The following is an 18,240-nucleotide window of genomic DNA, read 5'->3' on the forward strand; positions in this document are numbered from 1 at the left end:
GCATACGCCGGGAGACTGCGGGGCACCAAGCCGCTCAATAAATAGCTGATTGACCAATCATGGAGCGACACTCCGGCTAGCTAATTTGCGGCATGAAAACAATTACCCTCGTAAGCTGGTGCCTTTTGGGTCTCTACACGGCAATACTCATTGGATTGCTGCTGTTCGCCCGCTCCGGTTCCTCGGACGACCGCATTGCCAGCGGCTATGTGATCATGCTGTTTATTCCACTGGGTATTCTGGCGGCGATCAACCTGCTCCCATTCCCGTTTACGCGCATCATGGTGCTCGTACTCAGCGTTGCACCCGCCCTAATGGCCTTGATTATGCTGATCGCCTCTCCGATCATACAGAAGTGGCGCAGCGCCAGCTGGGCCGACGAAGACACCGCACGGGCCAATGGTTCCTATTATTTCAAAGATGCGGCCCGGCAAAAACTCGCCGCAGACATTGCTTCGCTCAACGCGGAACTGCTTCGCGCAGATATGACCCAGCCCGTCCCGGAGCTCAACCAAACCGGCCGTGAGCAAGTTACCCTGCTCGACTTCGTGGCCCTGCAAGGCTTCGAAGCCGATCCGGCCCGGTTGATAGCGTGTTTTGAAGTATTACTAAAAAACGGAGCTAAAATCGACAACGGCGATCCGAAGCATTCACCCACGCATTTCAAGGTAATCGACTACGACCCTGTCCTGCTGAAATGGTTCCTCGAACACGGTGCCGACGCAAATGCCCGCGAAGCCGGAACCGGCACGCCCATTCTTTTCCAGGCCATCCACCGCGACAGATCCGATACCACCAAGACAGAAAAAGTACGGCTGCTGCTCGACCACGGCGCCGACCCCAATATCATCCCGCCCCAACAAGACGAGCGCGTCATTGTTACTTCCATGCTCCTGTCAGCCGCCAGCGCCGAAGCCTGGGACATTTGCAATGTCATGCTCGATCACGGGGCCGATCCTAATTACAAAACACAAAGCGGTTGGGACATTTTTCAGGCCGTAGATTACCAGTCGAAGCAATTCACGAGCTGGGGACAGACTCCTCCCCCCGGCTTTACCCAACTCGCGGAACGCCTGGCGGCCATTAATGCGAGCGGAGATAAAAATACCCGGCAATAAATGCGATGATCGCGGCGATAGGCCCTAATACGAACGCCGCCGTCATGGTCGCTTCCATCGATTTATCGTGCGTGTTCGACGACAATTTATTGATCAGGAAATACCCTCCTACCGCCGCAACCAGATAAGCCGCCACTGCAATCAGCAGGGAAAGAAAGAAGACTTTCATAATAAGTAAGTTTAGGTTATCCGGGACCCGGCACCTAAATTTACTAATCCACCCGCTATCCCACAGGAAAAAAATGGTACAACCTGACGACTTTTTATTTGCCGACGTTGAAAAGGTAAACCAGATACCGATCGTCAGAACCGTACTGGAAGTGATCTGTCGCTCAACGGGTATGGGGTTCGCAGCCGTGGCGCGTGTGACGGAAGACCGGTGGATCGCCTGCAGTGTGCAGGACGAGATCGGCTTCGGGCTGAAACCCGGCGAGGAGCTGGAAATCGGGACGACGATCTGCAATGAAATCCGGGACAGCGGGCAAGCCGTGGTGATCGATCATGTGGATGAAAACGAAATCTACGCCGGGCATCCCACACCCCGGATGTATGGTTTCAAAAGCTATATTTCTCTTCCTATCAAATTGAAGAGCGGAGAGTTTTTCGGGACGCTCTGCGCCATTGATCCCAAGCCGAACCAGTTGCAGAACCCGCGGGTGATAGGGATGTTCCATCTTTTTGCCGAATTGCTGGCCTTTCACCTCGACAGCCTCTCGCTCATGGAACGCACACGCACAGCCATGCACGACCTGGCCGCCCAGCTGCTCGTGTCGGACGATGAAAACAGGCAGTACCGTCACATTTCGAGCCACAATTTGCAGGAACCGCTTCGTAAGCTGCGCGTTTTCAGTGATATGCTCGTAAATGCCACCGATCGTTACGAGGCCGAAAAGGCCAAGGAACTGGCCGTCAAGATTCGGAGCAGCGCCAGGCAGTTTTCGATGATGATCAAAGATCTGTCCGACTTCTCCGGACTTAACAACAGCAATGCATTTACGCAGGTCCACCTGGATCATGTGCTGGCCGACGTTACCACACAGCTGATGTCGCAGATCGAACGGCGGAGCATCATCGTCGAAACCGATCGCCTGCCGTCCGTTATGGCTATCCCCGAGCAAATGGAACAGCTTTTTTTCCAGTTGCTCGACAATGCGGTCAAATTCGCGGGCCACGAAAACCCGCCGCGCATCCGCATTACCAGTCGTGAGCTGGCGCTGCACGAAATCGACGACCTGCTGCCCGAGCCGCTTCAAATGGCCTATGTGGAAATCAGGGTAGAAGATAACGGCATCGGCATAGAAGATTCCCAGCTGGAAAAAGTATTCGATATTTTCGCCCGTCTGCCGACCGGCTCATTCAGGCAAGGCGAAGGCGTAGGGCTGGCCTATTGCCGCAAAATCGTGCGGAATCACAAGGGTGTTATCAAAGCGGAAGTCAATCCCGGCAAGGGCACGACATTTGTAATCATGCTACCATTGCCCTATTAATCCGACCTGGTCACTTATGAAAATCGCTACGTACAACGTCAATGGAGTGAATGGCAGGCTACCTGTGCTATTGCGCTGGCTGGAAGAAACCGCGCCCGATATTGTGTGCTTGCAGGAATTGAAGGCGCCGCAGGAAAAATTTCCCGAACAGGCTATTCTCGATACCGGTTACAAGGCAATCTGGCACGGACAGAAAAGCTGGAATGGCGTAGCAATCCTGTCCCGCGGTGACCTCCCGCACGAAATCCGCCGTACGCTCCCGGGCGACCCGGAGGATGTCCACAGCCGATACATCGAGGCCGAAATCGGCGGACTGACGATCGGCGGGCTATACCTGCCGAATGGAAATCCGGCGCCGGGACCGAAATTTGACTATAAGCTACGCTGGTTCGACCGCCTCCATACGCATGCCGAGAGTCTTCTGGCGGCCGACAAGCCCGTGCTGCTTACCGGCGATTTCAACGTAATGCCTACCGAGCTGGATGTTTACAAACCCGAAAGTTGGGTCGACGATGCGCTTTTCCGCCCCGAAACCCGCGCCGCGTTCGCCAAACTGACTGCACAGGGCTGGACCGATGCTATCCGGATATTGTATCCCCATGAAAAGATCTACACCTTCTGGGATTATTTCCGCAATGCTTTCGGGCGCAATGCCGGCCTGCGCATTGATCATTTCCTGCTCAGCCCGCAACTTGCACCCAGGCTCACGGGCGCAGGCGTGGACAAGCAGGTGCGCGGGTGGGAAAAAACCAGCGATCACGCCCCGGTATGGATCGAATTAAAAGACTGAAATTTCAAAAAAACGCATATGAAAAAACCTATAACCCTCTTTCTCCTCCTGGCTGCCTGCCCCTGTTTTGCGCAGGCTCAGAAAGTATTCAAGATCAAAGCAGGCGAGTATCCCGATAAAGTAATACCCTACGCCGACCGCTACCAACTCAGCCAGTTCACAACCGGAAAGGCGGATTTCATCGACGGACGTACTTCTCAGGCACGCTTCAACTACAATTACATCGGCGGACATATCCTTTTTCTCGATGCAAAGCTGGACACGCTGGAAATCATCGATCAGGCACTCCTGAAAGGTATTACAGTCGGGGAAAAATCATACCGGTTCGACAAGCGCTTCGGATACGCCGAAATCGTGGGCTCGTACAATCGCGCCAGCCTGGCCAAACGCGAAGTACTTGCCAGAATCGGCACCGAGAAGGGCGGGCCTTATGGCATTTCCTACACGGCGTCGTCGGTTACCACGTACCGTTCCTATTCCAGCGATCAGGCTCAAACATCCAAAAAACTCAACACCAACGCAGAAGGCGTATTCACCTACCGCACAGCACATTACCTGATCGACAACAACAATCGTTTCTACGTTCCCACCGCGGGGAGCGTCAAAAAACTCTATCCGGCCCACAGGAAACAGATCGACCAATACTTGCGGGAAAAGCCCGTTAACTTCGGCAAAGAAGCGGATTTGGCGCGGCTTCTTGGTTACTGTGATACGTTATAAAGTAACAACGCCGCAACACTTCGGGAGCTTTTTTGTGTCTATTCGTCTACAAACTTAAACCGCTGTGAATATGAAAAAGCTCCTGCCTGTTATCATCCTCTTTTTGGTGTTCGGCTGCTGGCCTCCGGGGATGGACCCTGATAAAAAGGATGGCAAGTTCCTTTCGGACGTCGTTAATCTGGAAGAGATCAATTCGGAGTACGACGATTACAATTCCGATCTTCCCAGCAATCGTCGCGGAGATCTGGAACTCGTATTTTCGTCTAGACGGGAGAAGAAAGACGTACTGAATCTCGTTCATATGCATGCTTATCTGGATTACGACAAGCGCCTGAGTCTTCGAAAAGGCAGAAAGCAAAACGGCGGGGTTTTCTTGGGTGATATTTATGATAATGTAGGGCAGCTTATTGGCAAAGCAAACGGCAATTTCAATGTCTACGGTCCGAGGCTGATTTCACTTCACGACGACCTCAATTCTTTTGGAGGGGCGGAGGACGATCTGTTTCTTTTTTATGCCGACGATTCCTCCGGCAAAATGGATATTAAATATGCCAAACGTGGCCCTTCGGGTCCCGAACCCGTCAAATACCTCAATTCACCGGCAAACGATGCCTACCCTACATTTTCCAGGATGGGCGACCGCCTGTACTTTTGTTCCGACCGTGGCGGCAACTTCGATATTTACGAGGTAAAAATTCCGCGCAAAGAAACGGAGCATATTACGTTAGAAAGCCTCGTGGCACCTGCTAAATATGAGTTGAGAAAAGTAGAAGAACTATCGGGTCCGTACAACGATAAATGCCCTTACATCCAGGAGGACATGATGGTTTTCGTGTCAGACCGCCCCGGCGGACAAGGCGGCGAGGACATTTATTATTCCGAGTACAAAGACGGCAAATGGTCGACGCCGATCAATGCCGGATCACGGATCAATACCGCCTATAACGAGTACCGTCCGATCCTTCCGCGCTTGTCGAATTTCAACTACTGGCTAATGATCTTCTCTTCCAACCGTCCTGGCGGCAAAGGAGGGTACGACCTCTACATGACCGGCCTCAAACGGTACTGGTAACCCGGGTATTGCCGGCAGGCAAATATCACAAAAAGCCGCCATCGCTGTCTCAGAGCAGCGGGGCGGCTTTTCTCTTTTATCATGCTGTCAATCAGTGTAATCGAAATGTTAAAATTATTTCACAAATAAATACCACACTGGTGACGATTTCTTGTAGTAAAATTTCAATTTGAGATTCGAAGTAATTTCCCGTATTATAATTTACGTATATTTCGCCATGAACCGGACGATATCAGTTAAAACCATCCGTAATTCTCCTGACCCCGCCAGCTACCACCCTCAAACTGAGCTGATTTATAGAGACTTACTAAAAAGAACTACGTTATGAAAAACCTGGAAATGATCGGTATAGGCCCGATGGAGCGACCGGATGTGACCCTGGCACTAGCGCTCTCAGAAGCCGGAGCTTTCCCAGTAATCCACCTTGGAAGAGATCAGCAAATCGCTACGAATGCGTTGGAGAAAATGGCCGCCAAAAGCAAAAAACCATTTGGCGTATGTTATTCAGAGAATACCCCGTTGACGATTACTTTACCTCAGCAAGTTAAACTAGCAATTCTACCATATGGTCTGACTTTTCCTAACCCTGCCAATTCCATTCAAATCATTTTCCAGGTCCGCAGCGTAACCGAAGCGAAACAGGCCAAAGCGGCCGGTGCCACGGGCATCATCGCCAAAGGCAACGAGGGATCCGGTCTGGTGAGCAACGATTCGTCCTTCATTTTGTTTCAACGTATAATGAGGGAGGTTAGCGATATCCCGGTTTGGGTACAAGGCGGGATCGGCATTCACAATGCGGCAGCCGTGACGGCTCTCGGCGGGCGCGGCGTGGTGCTCGACAGCCAGCTGCTTCCTTTCCCCGAATGCGCTGCGCCAGCTTCGCTCAAAAACATCAGCGAGAAGCTCAACGGCAACGAAACCCGCGTGATCGACGGTTTCCGCGTGCTCGTGCGGCCCAACTCGCCCGCATTGCCTGCAACACCCACCCGGGAGGACCTGCGCTCCTACCTGCACACACTCGATCTCGACCAGGGTTATATTCCTATGGGACAGGACATTGCCATCGGTACAGACCTTTTCAGACAATACAAAAAGCTCCCACGGCTCATATTCGCTTTCAAAGAGGCGATGTACGGCCATTTGCGGCAAGCTAAACACCTCAATCCACTGGCGGCGCACAACCCGCTGGCCAAGACGCTCGGCACACACTACCCTATTGCACAAGGCCCTATGACGCGCGTCAGCGACGTACCTGCGTTTGCCGCAGCCGTCGCCGAGGCCGGCGCATTGCCTTTTGTGGCATTATCGCTTCTGAAAGGCGAGAAAGCCCGCAATCTGATCCGCGAAACCCGTGCGCTCGCAGGCGACAAGCTCTGGGGCGTGGGAATCCTCGGCTTTGCAGACGCCGAGCTCCGCGAAGAACAGCTTGGCTACATCACCGAGGAGAAGCCGCCCGTCGTACTGATCGCCGGTGGCCGTCCGTCACAGGCAAAACCACTGGAAAAGCTGGGTATCAAAACATTCCTGCACGTGCCTTCCGCACCGTTGCTCGATATGTTCCTCAAAGAAGGAGCCAAACGGTTCATTTTCGAGGGGCGTGAATGCGGCGGCCACGTGGGGCCGCTTTCGAGCTTTGTACTTTGGGAAAAACAGATTAACCGGCTTTTGCAGGAAGAGCAGACCGAACAGCTCGAAGTGTTCTTCGCCGGAGGAATCCACGACGCGTTTTCCGCGGCGATGATCTCCGTCATGGCTGCTCCATTGACAGCGCGCGGCGTAAAAGTCGGCGTGCTGATGGGCACCGCTTACCTGTACACGCAGGAAGCCGTTGCTACGGGCGCTATCCTGCCGCAATTCCAGGCCCAGGCATTGGAACACACCGAAACCGTCCTGCTCGAAACTGCTCCCGGCCACGAAACCCGCTGCCTGGAATCGCCTTTCGCCGCCGATTTCAATGCGGAGAAAGAAAGAATGGAGCAGGCCGGTCTGGATAAAAAAGAGATCTGGGCAGAGCTCGAAAAACTCAATGTAGGCCGGCTCCGCATTGCTGCCAAGGGAATTGAGCGCCAAGCCGATAACCTGGTGGAAATAGGCGAAGCAGAGCAAATGAGCCGCGGCATGTACATGATCGGCCAGGCAGCCGCGATGCTCGACAAAATCATGACGATGAACGAGTTGCACGAAGACGTCGCAACCGGCAATTACGCATATATCGGCCGGGCAAACCTGCCTAAACCACCGAGAAGAAAGAAAAAAGCATTGAATGTCGCCATCGTCGGAATGGCCTGTATTTATCCCGGCGCGCGCAATATCGAAGAGTTCTGGGGCAATATCCTGGCCGGCAAAGACTGGGTGACGGAAGTGCCCGACGACCGCTGGAACAAGGCGTTGTACTACGACCCGACCGTTTCCGACGGCAGCAAATCGCATTCGAAATGGGGTGGTTTTATTCCCAAAATCGATTTCGATCCTGTTGAATTCGGCATACCGCCGCAATCGCTGGCTGCCATCGACCCTACACAGCTGCTGAGCTTGCTCGTAGCAAAGCAAGCGCTGGAAAATGCGGGCTACGGGGCGGATGCGAACCGCGATAACGTGTCGGTGATCATCGGCGCGGAAGGCGGTAACGACCTGGCCAACAACTATGGTTTCCGCTCGCTTTTTACCCAGTTTTTTGGAGAAATTCCCAAAGAACTCGACGAAGCATTGCCCAGGCTGACCGAGGATTCGTTCCCCGGCGTACTGGCTAACGTCATTTCCGGCCGTATTACCAACCGCCTTAACCTGGGAGGCCGCAACTATACCGTCGACGCGGCTTGTGCCTCGTCGCTCGCGGCGATCGACCTCGCTTGCCAGGAACTGATCCTGGGTCGCTCCGAAATGGTCCTCGCCGGCGGTGCCGATTTGCACAACGGTATCAATGACTACCTGATGTTTTCCAGCACCCACGCGCTCTCACGCAAGGGCCGCTGCGCCACGTTCGACTCCGAAGCCGATGGTATCGCATTGGGCGAAGGTGTGGCGATGGTGGTACTGAAACGCGAAGAGGACGCATTGCGCGATGGTGATACAATTTATGCGGTCATCAAAGGCGTAGGCGGTTCGAGCGACGGCAAGAGCCTGGGCCTTACCGCCCCGCGCAAGTCTGGCCAGGTAAAAGCCCTGGAACGCGCTTACGATCAGGCGGGTATTTCGCCGGCCGAGCTGGGCCTTGTGGAAGCACATGGTACCGGAACCGTCGTTGGCGACAAAACCGAGCTCAGCGCATTGACCGAAATGATGCTGGCCTCCGGCGCATTGACCAGCCAGACGCATTTAGGCTCCGTGAAAACGCAGATCGGCCATACCAAATGCGCCGCGGGCCTCGCGGGCCTCATGAAGGCTGCATTGGCCGTGTACCACGGGATCAAGCCGCCGACCATTAACCTGAAAACGCCAAACACTTACTATAATCCGGAAACCAGTCCGTTTGCGTTCCAGACGAAGCCCGCGCTCTGGACAGATGATCGCCGTGTAGCGGGAATCAGCGCATTCGGTTTCGGAGGGACTAACTTCCACGCTGTCATCGAAAGTGCTTCCGCTAAAAAGCCGAAGAAATCGGTGAAGGCGTGGCCTGCCGAATTGCTGATTTTCAGAGGAGAAACACTTGCGGAAGCGCAGCAACTTTTGAAGGCTGCGCATGATATTCTCGAAAATGAATCGGTTTCGTTGCGCGATGTGGCTCATAGCTTGAATTTGTATAGTGAGAAAGCTGTACAAATTTGTATGGTAGCTGAAAACCATACGGATGCACGGGCCAAGCTAGACGTGGCGCTTGCTCATGCCAAGCAGAGCTTGGTAGCATCGGGGGGAGGCACGAAGGAGACCTTCGCGCCAACCGGTAGGGAGACCTTTGCGCCAACCGGTAGGGAGACCTTCGCGCCAGCCGATAAGGGCATTTACTATACCAATGCGACCGCCGGTAAAGTGGCATTCATGTTCCCCGGCCAGGGTAGCCAGCGGGTGGATATGGCCCGCGATTTGTTCGTGGCATTCCCTGCCATGCGGAAGTTGTTGAAAAAATATCCTTCTTACCAGCAGGTTATCTTCCCCGACGCTGTCTTCAATGAGGCATCGGCTAAGGCGCAAAAAGAGCAAATCAAAGATACCCGCCTGGCCCAGCCGCTGTTAGGTATAGTTGACCTTGCGATTGCCGAATTGCTGAAAGGTTTTGGCATACAACCAGACATGGTAGCAGGCCACAGTTACGGCGAATTGCCCGCATTGTGTTTTGCAGGTATATTTGAAGCCAGCCAACTCGTACCGCTCAGCGAAAAACGCGCAAAATCCATTCTCGACGCAATCGGCGACGATAATGGAGCGATGGTAGCTGTGAATTGCCCGGAAGATGAACTGACGCGTATTGTGTCGGAGATCAACCATATTTATCCGGTGAACCACAACTCCCCGCGCCAGTGGGTACTCGCAGGCACCACGCCGGCCATCGCCGAACTGACGGCTAAACTGACCGAACTGAAAATTTCCTTCCGACAGTTGGAAGTAGCCTGTGCATTCCACAGCCCGCTTTTGGCCGGTTCGAAAGACCTTTATGCAACCGTACTAAGCGAAGTAGCGTTTAGTGAACCCGCATTGACCGTCTGGTCGAATACCACCGCGGCCCCCTACCCCGTTTCGCCCGAAGCCATTAAGGAACGCCTGGCCGATCACCTGGTGCGGCCGGTCCGTTTTTCGGAGGAAGTCGCGCAGATGTACGAGGACGGCGCCCGCATTTTTGTAGAAGTAGGCCCGGGCAAAGTGCTTACAGGCCTTACCACATCGATTTTGGGTAAAGAAGAAATTTGTCTCCACACCGAAGACAAAGACCAGCCGGGTATCGTGCAACTGCTGCACACCCTGGCTGGCTATGTCGCCACGGGCAGAAATATTGATTTCAATAAACTATTCGAAGACCGCGACGCGCGCGTGCTGGACCTCGACAAGCCGGAGCAATACCGCAAGAGCCTCACGACCTGGCTCGTAGACGGTCAAATGGCGCTCCCGCTGAACGGCAAGCTGCCCGACCACGGCGCACTGCCGGTAACCGAGCCGTTGAAACTGGCCGCATTCCAGCAGCCGGTAGCAGCACATGTTGCCGCAGGTACCGAGGCCGAACGCGTTGTCCACGAATACCTGAATAGCGTCAAATACCTCATTCAGGCGCAACGCGACGTGGTACTGGGTTACCTGGGCCAGTCTGTGCCGCCTTCCAGAAACATCGAAATCCATGAGCCTGCATTGGGAGGACTCGCTGCCCATGCGCCTGCTCCTGTACCCATTGTAATCGAAAAAGCTGCAAAGGAAGTACAACCTGCCGCAACGCACGCGCCGGCGAAAACGGTGATCGATGTAAAGGCGTTGGTGATGCAGGTAATTAGTGATAAAACGGGCTATCCGCAGGAAATGCTCGGCATGGATATGGACCTCGAAGCCGATCTGAGCATTGATTCCATCAAGCGCATGGAGATCATCGGCGAGTTGCGTAAGCAGTTGGGCGGCTTCGAAGCAGGCCAGCAAAGCGAAGAGACAGTCATCGAACAGCTCGCGGCTATCAAGACATTGAATTTGCTGGTCAACTGGATTACCGAACACCAGCAAGCCGCAACGGCACCGGTCCCTCAAACGGCGGCCGATGTTCCATTAAGCAAACTGTCAATCACCCAGGACGGCGTGATTGAAGAATGGTCGGAAAGCCGCATTAAATCGGTGCTGCTGGAAGCTGTGAGTGCCAAAACCGGCTACCCGCAGGAAATGCTCGGCATGGATATGGACCTCGAAGCCGACCTGAGTATCGACTCGATCAAGCGGATGGAGATCATCGGAGAGTTGAAAAACAATATCGACGGACTGATCCAAATCTATCAGGAACGCGGCGAGGAGCTCGTTGAAAAACTGGCGTCCATTAAGACCCTCAACGGGTTGATCGACTGGCTGTCGGAGGCACTGGGGGTCGCGCAGGATTCTATCCAAAAAGCAGAAAGCCTGAATGTCGTACCGGCTCCCAAAGTTGTATTGAATGAAAAACTATCCCGTCTCCGCTTCGAACTGACGCCATCGGCGATCCCGGCGTTGAACCCTGCGGTGTTGAAAGGCAAACGTTTCGCGGTCACCGACGACGCGGGCGAGGTCGCGACATCCGTAAAAGCCCTTTTTGAGCAGACTGGCGCCGAAGTAAGCATTATTTCACCCAGCGATTCGCTCCAAGGCTTCGATGGTTTGATTATCCTCAACATTTTCACTTCCCGCCTGAAACCGACCATTATTGAGTCGTTCTCGCTGATCAAGAAGCTGGATTTCAGCAAAGTGAAATGGATTTATACCATCTCGGATACACAAAGCGCATTCGACAAGGATACCGACGTGAAGCTCCTGCGCCATTTCCAGGGCTACGCGGGGCTTTTGAAGAGTCTGGACAAGGAATATGAAGAGACCAAATGCCGGCTCGTAAGCTTTACCTCGCAGCTTTCGGCGGATCAGATTGCGGAGATCACTTTAAAGGAAATCCTGCACACCGACGAGCCTTGCGAGGTGATTTACGAAGGCGATAAACGGCAGATCATGGAAATGATCCGCTCGAAAATCCAGACCGGCGCTGATCCGGATATTCATTTGGATAAAAAATCGGTGATACTGGCGCTGGGTGGCGCGCAAGGCATTACCGCGGAGCTTATCGTGCGGTTTTCAAAAGATTACCCCTGCAACTACGTACTCGTAGGCCGCTCCGCCGATCCGCGCTCCCGCGCCGACCAGTCATTAGCCGGGTTGAAAAACAAAGAGGAAATCCGCAAACGTCTCATCGCTTCCGGGCAGCTGAAAACCCCGGCGGAAATCGAGAAGAAGACGGAAGAAGTCCATAAAGCGAACCAAATTCTGGGCACCATTTCGGCACTAGAAGCCAATGGTTCGACGGTCACCTACCATTCGATGGATTTACGCGATGAAAAGGCGCTGATCGCGATGGTGGAAGAACTATACGACCAATATGGCCGGATCGACGGGGTAATTCACGGTGCCGGCTTGCTCGAAGACAAGCTGTTTCATCAGAAAACACCGGAATCGTTCGAGCGGGTAATGTCCACCAAGGTAACGCCATTGCGAGTGCTGGCCGAGCATTTGAAGGATGATGTGCAATTCGTGACCCTGTTTTCGAGCGTAGCGTCGGTATACGGGAGCCGCGGGCAAACCGACTATGCGGCAGCCAACAGCGTACTCGACAAATATGCCTGGGAACTGCGCAAGAAGATCAAAGGCAAGGTAACGGCCATTAACTGGGGTCCGTGGAAGGGTACCGGCATGGTATCGCCTTCGCTCGAAAGGGAATACGAACGCCGAGGCATCCCGCTGATCCCGCTCGGCGACGGCATGGAAACATTTGTCAATGAACTGAAATACGGTACCGAAAGCCAGGTACTGATCATGGCCGAATAGGAGCGCGACGCATTGGACAACATCATGAAAAGAAATGCAGATATAGCCATCATCGGTATGTCGGGTATTTTCCCGGGGGCGGGCGATCTGAACGCTTTCTGGGAAAATATCCGCACCGGTGTGGACGCGATCGAAACCGTACCCGAGAGTCGGATGGGCAGCCTGTTCTTTCAGGAAAATGAACAGGTAAGCGCACACTCCGTGGACCGGTTTTATTGCCGTCGCGGCGGATTTATAGACAGTTACGCCGAGTTCGACCCGATCCAGTTCGGCATATTGCCGCTGGCTGTGGAAGGTACCGAGCCCGAACAGCTGCTTACATTAAGCCTCGCCCACAAAGCGTTGGTGGATGCCCGCGCATTCAGCGACGGCTGCGGCAGCCGCAGCAACGGCGCCAATTTTGCCAAAACGGGTATTATCATCGGGAAAGGCAATTACACGGGTCCGGGCGCAACGCGTGCGATCGAGATCGTGCGTACGGGGCAACAGATCGTAGAAGTGCTGCAAAGCATTCTGCCCGATCTCAAAAGTGAAGATTTAGAAAAGATTAAAAGCGAGTTCCAGCAGAAAAAAGGACGTTTTTCGGCCGATACCGCGATGGGACTGATCCCGAATCTCACGGCTTCGCTCGTAGCAAACCGCCTGGATTTGGGCGGTACCGCTTATACTTTGGATGCAGCCTGTGCGAGCTCACTGCTCGCGATCGACCACGCCGTGCAGGAGCTCAACTCCGGCCGGGCCGATATGATGATCGCTGGCGGCGTGCATGCCAGCCAGAATGCGCCATTTTGGAGCATATTCCACCAGTTGGGCGCATTGTCCAAAAACCAGCAGATCAGACCCTTCGACCAACGTGCCGACGGGCTTCTCATCGGCGAAGGCTGTGGTTTTTTGGTATTAAAACGACTTTCCGACGCGATTGCCAACGGCGACCGCATTTATGCTGTTGTACAGGGCGTAGGTGTGTCGAGCGACGGCGCGGGCGCTAGCGTGATGAGCCCCACCGTACATGGGCAGGTGAAGGCCATTCGCCAGGCGTGGGATATGGCCGGCATCAGCACCGATCAGATCGGCTACCTCGAAGCACACGGCACCGGCACGCCGCTCGGCGATAAAACCGAACTGGAAACACTGGCAACGGTGTTCGGAAATGTCGGTACCAAAGCCGGTATCGGCTCTGTGAAGTCGATGATCGGGCACGCGATGCCTGCGGCGGGTATTGCGGGGGTTATCAAAACTGTCCTTGCATTGTACCACGGCCAGCTGCCCCCTACCCTGCATTGCGAGGAGCCGGTGGAAGCATTGAGTGAAACGCGTTTTGAGCCTGTGAAACGGCTTACGGACTGGCAACAGTCGGGTTTGCCGCGGTATGCGGGCGTGAATGCATTCGGGTTTGGTGGAGTCAATGCGCACGTTGTCCTGGAAGGCTGGGACAAAAGTCCAAAAAACAACGCTACTAACGTCACTGATAACAAGGCAAATGTCCCGGCTCGCGACGAAGTTTTGCTTCTTGCACGCCCCACACACGAGGCGTTAATCGCGGCATTGGAAATTGGCGAAAAAGAAACCGGCTCCGGCAATTACCGCGTGGCCGTTTTCGAACCCACGCCGGAGCGCATCGCCAAGGCCATTAAAATTGTAACCAAAAACAATACCTGGCGGAACAAGCAGGATATTTGGTATACCCACGAACCCCTGCTAGCGAACGGCGGCAAAACCGCCTTCCTCTTCCCCGGCCTTGACGGGCTGGCGGGGGGAGAAATCGACACCGTGGCGGCGTATTTTAACCTTCCGCGCTTCGAAGCGACCGAAACCGGCGACGAACAGTCGGTTTTCAATACGGCCATGAAACTGCTCGAAAAGAGCAGGATACTCGATTCGGCCATCAAAAAACTGGGGATACAACCCGATATGAATGCGGGCCACAGCCTGGGTGAATGGCTCGCGGGGCGCTCTTCCGGACTGGCGTCCGAGGCGTCGGTGTTGCAGCTGCTTACCCGGTTAAACCCCGAGCTATTTGAAGTAAAAAACACCAAATTCCTGGCGGTAGGCTGTGGGTACGATCAGCTGAAACCGTGGCTGGAAGGCAAGCGGGACATTTATTTGTCCATCGACAACTGCCCGCAGCAGGTGATCCTCTGCGGTACCATCGAGGCGGTCGAAGATTTTTCGGCCATTTTGCGCGCGCATCAAATCTTCCATCAACAGCTACCGTTCCAGTCCGGCTTCCACTCACCCTTTGTGAAGGATAAGCTGGACCGGATCCTGGACGGCCTCGAAACCATGGAATTCCAGTCGACGGCTATTCCGCTCTGGTCGGCTACCACGCTGGACATTTACCCCGAATCGTTCGACGAGATCCGCTCGCTGAGCATAGAGCACCTGGTAAAACCCGTGCGTTTCCGCGAGCTGATCGGCAAGTTGTACGCGCAAGACGTGCGCATGTTTGTGCAGGTAGGCTCCGGCGGGCTTGTGGGGTTTGTGGACGATACACTGAAAGGCCAGCCATACAGCGCCATCGCCTCGAATGTACCGATCCGCGGCGGCTTGCAGCAATTGCAGCGCGTGATGGCAGCATTGTTTGTAGAAGGAAAAGCGATCGACCTCGCATTCATAGGCATTGAAGCGCAGCAAACCCCGCAGCGCAAGCCAATGAAACTCCAACTCGGCTCGCCATTTGTGACTGAGCTGGATTCTTTGAAGAAAATCACATTTACCCAGCCGAAAAAGGAGCTCGCGCTGGACGACGTGGCCCATCCGGTGATGAAGGCGCTTTCGGCAAATATGGACGAAATTGCCCTCGTACAGGCCGAACTGGCGGGGCTGTTCCGCAACGGGCCGGTCGCAATGCCTGCTGTTGGAAATACCGCTCAGCCCGCAGCACGATCAGCAATCCAGTCCCAGGTTTTCAGGCAGCCTGCCCAACGGTTACCTTTTAAAAAACAGCTCGATATCTCCCTGCAAAACAGCCCCTGGCTGATCGATCATTCGCTCCTCAAACAAAAGCCCAGCTGGCATTGCGTAGAGGACATGGACCCGGTAATCCCGATGACAATGATCTTCGAGGTTTTCGGCGACATCGCCCGCGAGCAGGCGCCAGAGCTGCGTGTGCAAAAAATCATGGGTATCAAGGTATTCCAATGGATGAATGTGGTGGAACCGTTCCGCGAAACGGTTGCCGGCGAATGGAAAAGCCCTGACCGCGTTTACCTCGACCTGGATAAATTTGCCAATGCAGAAGTGCTGCTTTCGGGCGCAAAAGGCATGCCCGAAACGGATGGCTACGACATTGGCGAATCGCTCGGCATCAGCATTACGCCGGAGCAGATTTACCGCGAAAATATGTTCCACGGTCCTGCTTACCAGGGAATCCGCGAAGTGAAAAGCGTCGCTCAAAACGGCATTACCGGCCTTATTTCCGGCGATGCGGGCAAGGGATCGCTGCTGGATAATGCGGGCCAGCTTTTTGGCCTCTGGCTGCAACTCACCCTGACCAAAGACCGCATTGCATTCCCGGTGAAAATCAATGAAGTGGAATTTTATGGTGAAATGGAAGATCAGGCAGGCATTTTCGAATGTACCTGCCGCCTGACCGAGCTCACCGACGAAACTGCTACGGCCGATTTCATCCTCAAACGCGATGGAAAGGTATGGTCAATCATCCGCGGCTGGCAGAACCGCCGTCTGGAAATCGACGACAAACTCTGGAACGTGTCGATGGCGCCGTTGCAGAACGTACTGTCCGACGAAGTGGCGCCCGGGGTGTTTCTCTTCCGCAATGCCTACCAGCGCGTTGTTTCATGGGATTTCATTTTAAAAAGATATTTCAACCAACCCGAAAAACGGCACCAGCGGGGCCTGATGCCTAACAAAAAGAAGGAATGGATGATCAGCCGGGTGGCAGCCAAAGACGCCACGCGCATGCTCCTGCTGCGCGCACGTAAGGAGGCTTACTTCCCGATCGAGTTTGAAATACGCTCGGACGAGGTGGGCAAGCCCTTCCTCGACGGCCCGATGACCGGCGGCATCCACATTTCACTGGCGCATAAGAACCTCGAAGCCGTGGCCATCGCCAGCGAGAAAGGTCCGGTAGGGATCGATATTGAAGAAATACAGCCTCGGAGCGCGGGTTTTACGGAAATCGTGTTCACCGCGGCCGAACTGGCATTACTCGAAGGCCGCGACCAGGACGAATGGATGACGCGCTGCTGGGTGGCGAAGGAGGCATTCGGCAAAATGCTGGGAAAAGGGCTGATGGGGAATCCCCGGGCTTACCAGATTGAGGAGATTATCGAGGATGCACTGCGCATTCAGGACACATGGATCAATACTATCAAACATTTTAATTACATCATCGGATGGACCAACTGATACAGGAGAACAAGCTGAGCAAAGAGGAGATTTTTGAAACTCTGAACCAATTCATCACCGAGGTGATCGGCGAGGAGTTTGTGGAGGAAATGGATATTACACCCGCCAGCTCATTTACCAAAGACCTTGAAATGGATAGCATCGAGATCGTGGCATTCTCGGAAAAAGTCAAAAACCATTTCGGATCGAACATCGATTTCACCGGCTGGCTGTCGAACATGGATTTGGACGAAATCATCCAGCTGAAACTCGAAAACATCATCAACTACATTCAGGAATGCCAGTAATCAGCCTGCCGAATGTGCGCCTGCATGTACAGGAACTGAACCCCGAAGGTGCGGAAACGCTCATCATGGTACACGGGATGTTCAGTAACCTCGCTGTGTATTATTTCAATATCGCCCCCATGCTCGCGAAGCATTTCCGCGTGGTACTGTTCGATATGAAAGGCCATGGCATGAGCGAAAAAGTACAAACCGGCTACGACCTCACGTCGATGACCAACGACCTGCGCGACCTGATGGACGCACTCGGCATTGAAAAGGCGCATCTGGCAGGTTACAGTTACGGCGGACTGGTAGCATTGAAAATGGCGACGCGCTTCCCGGAGCGCGTAGGCAAGCTGGCCATCATCGAAGGCCCCGACCCGAGCGAACAGGAAACACTCACGATCATCGATACTTATAGCAAAGAGTTTCTGATCCATTACATCGAAAACTTTGCCGACACAACCCGTTTGCTGGCCGGTAAAAGGCAGTTGGAAAAGAACCACCGGATGTACGAATTTCTGTTCAATGAAACGTCCATCCGGTCGGATATGGAGGGTGAAAAAGCCTTTTTCAATGACCCTGCGGTAGCAGCGATCGAGCATGAGACGCTATTGATTTATGGGGAAGAGTCCAACTGCGTACCATCCGGCCGCACGCTGGCTTCGAGAATAAGTAATGCAACGCTCGTGCTCGCCCCGGGCGATCACAACGTACCCGTGCAGCAACCGGAGGTGATAGGAAAAGAACTCGAGAGGTTTTTCGAACCATCCCCGCTGCCCGTCGGCTGAAGCCAACGGAAATAGACACGATAACCCGTCGCCCGTCGGCTGAAGCCAACGGAAATGGACACGATAACCCGTCGCCCGTCGGCTGAAGCCAACGGAAATGGATACGACAATAAATATGTGATAACGTAATCCATGACCCCGGACTTTAGTCCGGGGACGGT

The 18,240-nt window shown here is 54.1% G+C and carries 10 protein-coding genes; 9 read left to right on the forward strand and 1 reads right to left on the reverse strand.

Annotated elements, in window-relative coordinates; translation table 11 throughout:
* Positions 1–92: 92 nt before the first annotated feature.
* On the forward strand, positions 93–1,118 hold the full coding sequence (locus CLV60_RS16570; protein WP_146151561.1) for a hypothetical protein: 1,026 nt from the start codon (positions 93–95) through the stop codon (positions 1,116–1,118).
* Here the strand turns inward: CLV60_RS16570 and CLV60_RS16575 are convergent.
* The gene (locus tag CLV60_RS16575; protein WP_106596479.1) at positions 1,084–1,287 is read right to left on the reverse strand and encodes a hypothetical protein; all 204 of its coding nucleotides are present in this window, start codon (positions 1,285–1,287) and stop codon (positions 1,084–1,086) included. The two genes, CLV60_RS16570 and CLV60_RS16575, sit on opposite strands and share 35 nt — an antisense overlap.
* Positions 1,288–1,360: 73 nt before the next feature.
* Between CLV60_RS16575 and CLV60_RS16580 the strand changes: the two genes are divergently transcribed.
* The 8 genes from CLV60_RS16580 (at position 1,361) to CLV60_RS16615 (ending at position 18,079) form a co-directional block, all read left to right on the forward strand.
* Positions 1,361–2,605 (forward strand): GAF domain-containing sensor histidine kinase, encoded by a 1,245-nt coding sequence (locus CLV60_RS16580; RefSeq protein WP_106596480.1) that lies wholly within the window; start codon positions 1,361–1,363, stop codon positions 2,603–2,605.
* A gap of 16 nt (positions 2,606–2,621) precedes the next feature.
* Positions 2,622–3,395: an exodeoxyribonuclease III gene (xth, locus tag CLV60_RS16585; RefSeq protein WP_106596481.1), complete on the forward strand. Its 774-nt coding sequence runs from the start codon at positions 2,622–2,624 to the stop codon at positions 3,393–3,395.
* Positions 3,396–3,413: 18 nt separating this feature from the next.
* Positions 3,414–4,115, forward strand: a complete 702-nt coding sequence (locus CLV60_RS16590) for a hypothetical protein (protein WP_106596482.1) — start codon at positions 3,414–3,416, stop codon at positions 4,113–4,115.
* Between the two features lie 70 nt (positions 4,116–4,185).
* Positions 4,186–5,187 (forward strand): TolB family protein, encoded by a 1,002-nt coding sequence (locus tag CLV60_RS16595; RefSeq protein WP_229211002.1) that lies wholly within the window; start codon positions 4,186–4,188, stop codon positions 5,185–5,187.
* Positions 5,188–5,511: 324 nt separating this feature from the next.
* Entirely contained in the window at positions 5,512–12,651 is a 7,140-nt protein-coding gene (locus CLV60_RS16600; protein WP_106596483.1) for a type I polyketide synthase, read from the forward strand.
* Positions 12,652–12,675: 24 nt separating this feature from the next.
* The gene (locus tag CLV60_RS16605) at positions 12,676–17,022 is read left to right on the forward strand and encodes a type I polyketide synthase (RefSeq protein ID WP_106596484.1); all 4,347 of its coding nucleotides are present in this window, start codon (positions 12,676–12,678) and stop codon (positions 17,020–17,022) included.
* Positions 17,010–17,309 (forward strand): acyl carrier protein, encoded by a 300-nt coding sequence (locus CLV60_RS16610; RefSeq protein WP_106596485.1) that lies wholly within the window; start codon positions 17,010–17,012, stop codon positions 17,307–17,309. The genes CLV60_RS16605 and CLV60_RS16610 overlap by 13 nt, the downstream gene beginning before the upstream one ends.
* Positions 17,300–18,079, forward strand: a complete 780-nt coding sequence (locus CLV60_RS16615) for an alpha/beta fold hydrolase (RefSeq protein WP_106596486.1) — start codon at positions 17,300–17,302, stop codon at positions 18,077–18,079. The genes CLV60_RS16610 and CLV60_RS16615 overlap by 10 nt, the downstream gene beginning before the upstream one ends.
* Positions 18,080–18,240: the final 161 nt, after the last annotated feature.

The organism is Dyadobacter jiangsuensis, from assembly GCF_003014695.1.
In the GTDB taxonomy this organism is placed as follows: Bacteria; Bacteroidota; Bacteroidia; order Cytophagales; family Spirosomataceae; genus Dyadobacter; species Dyadobacter jiangsuensis.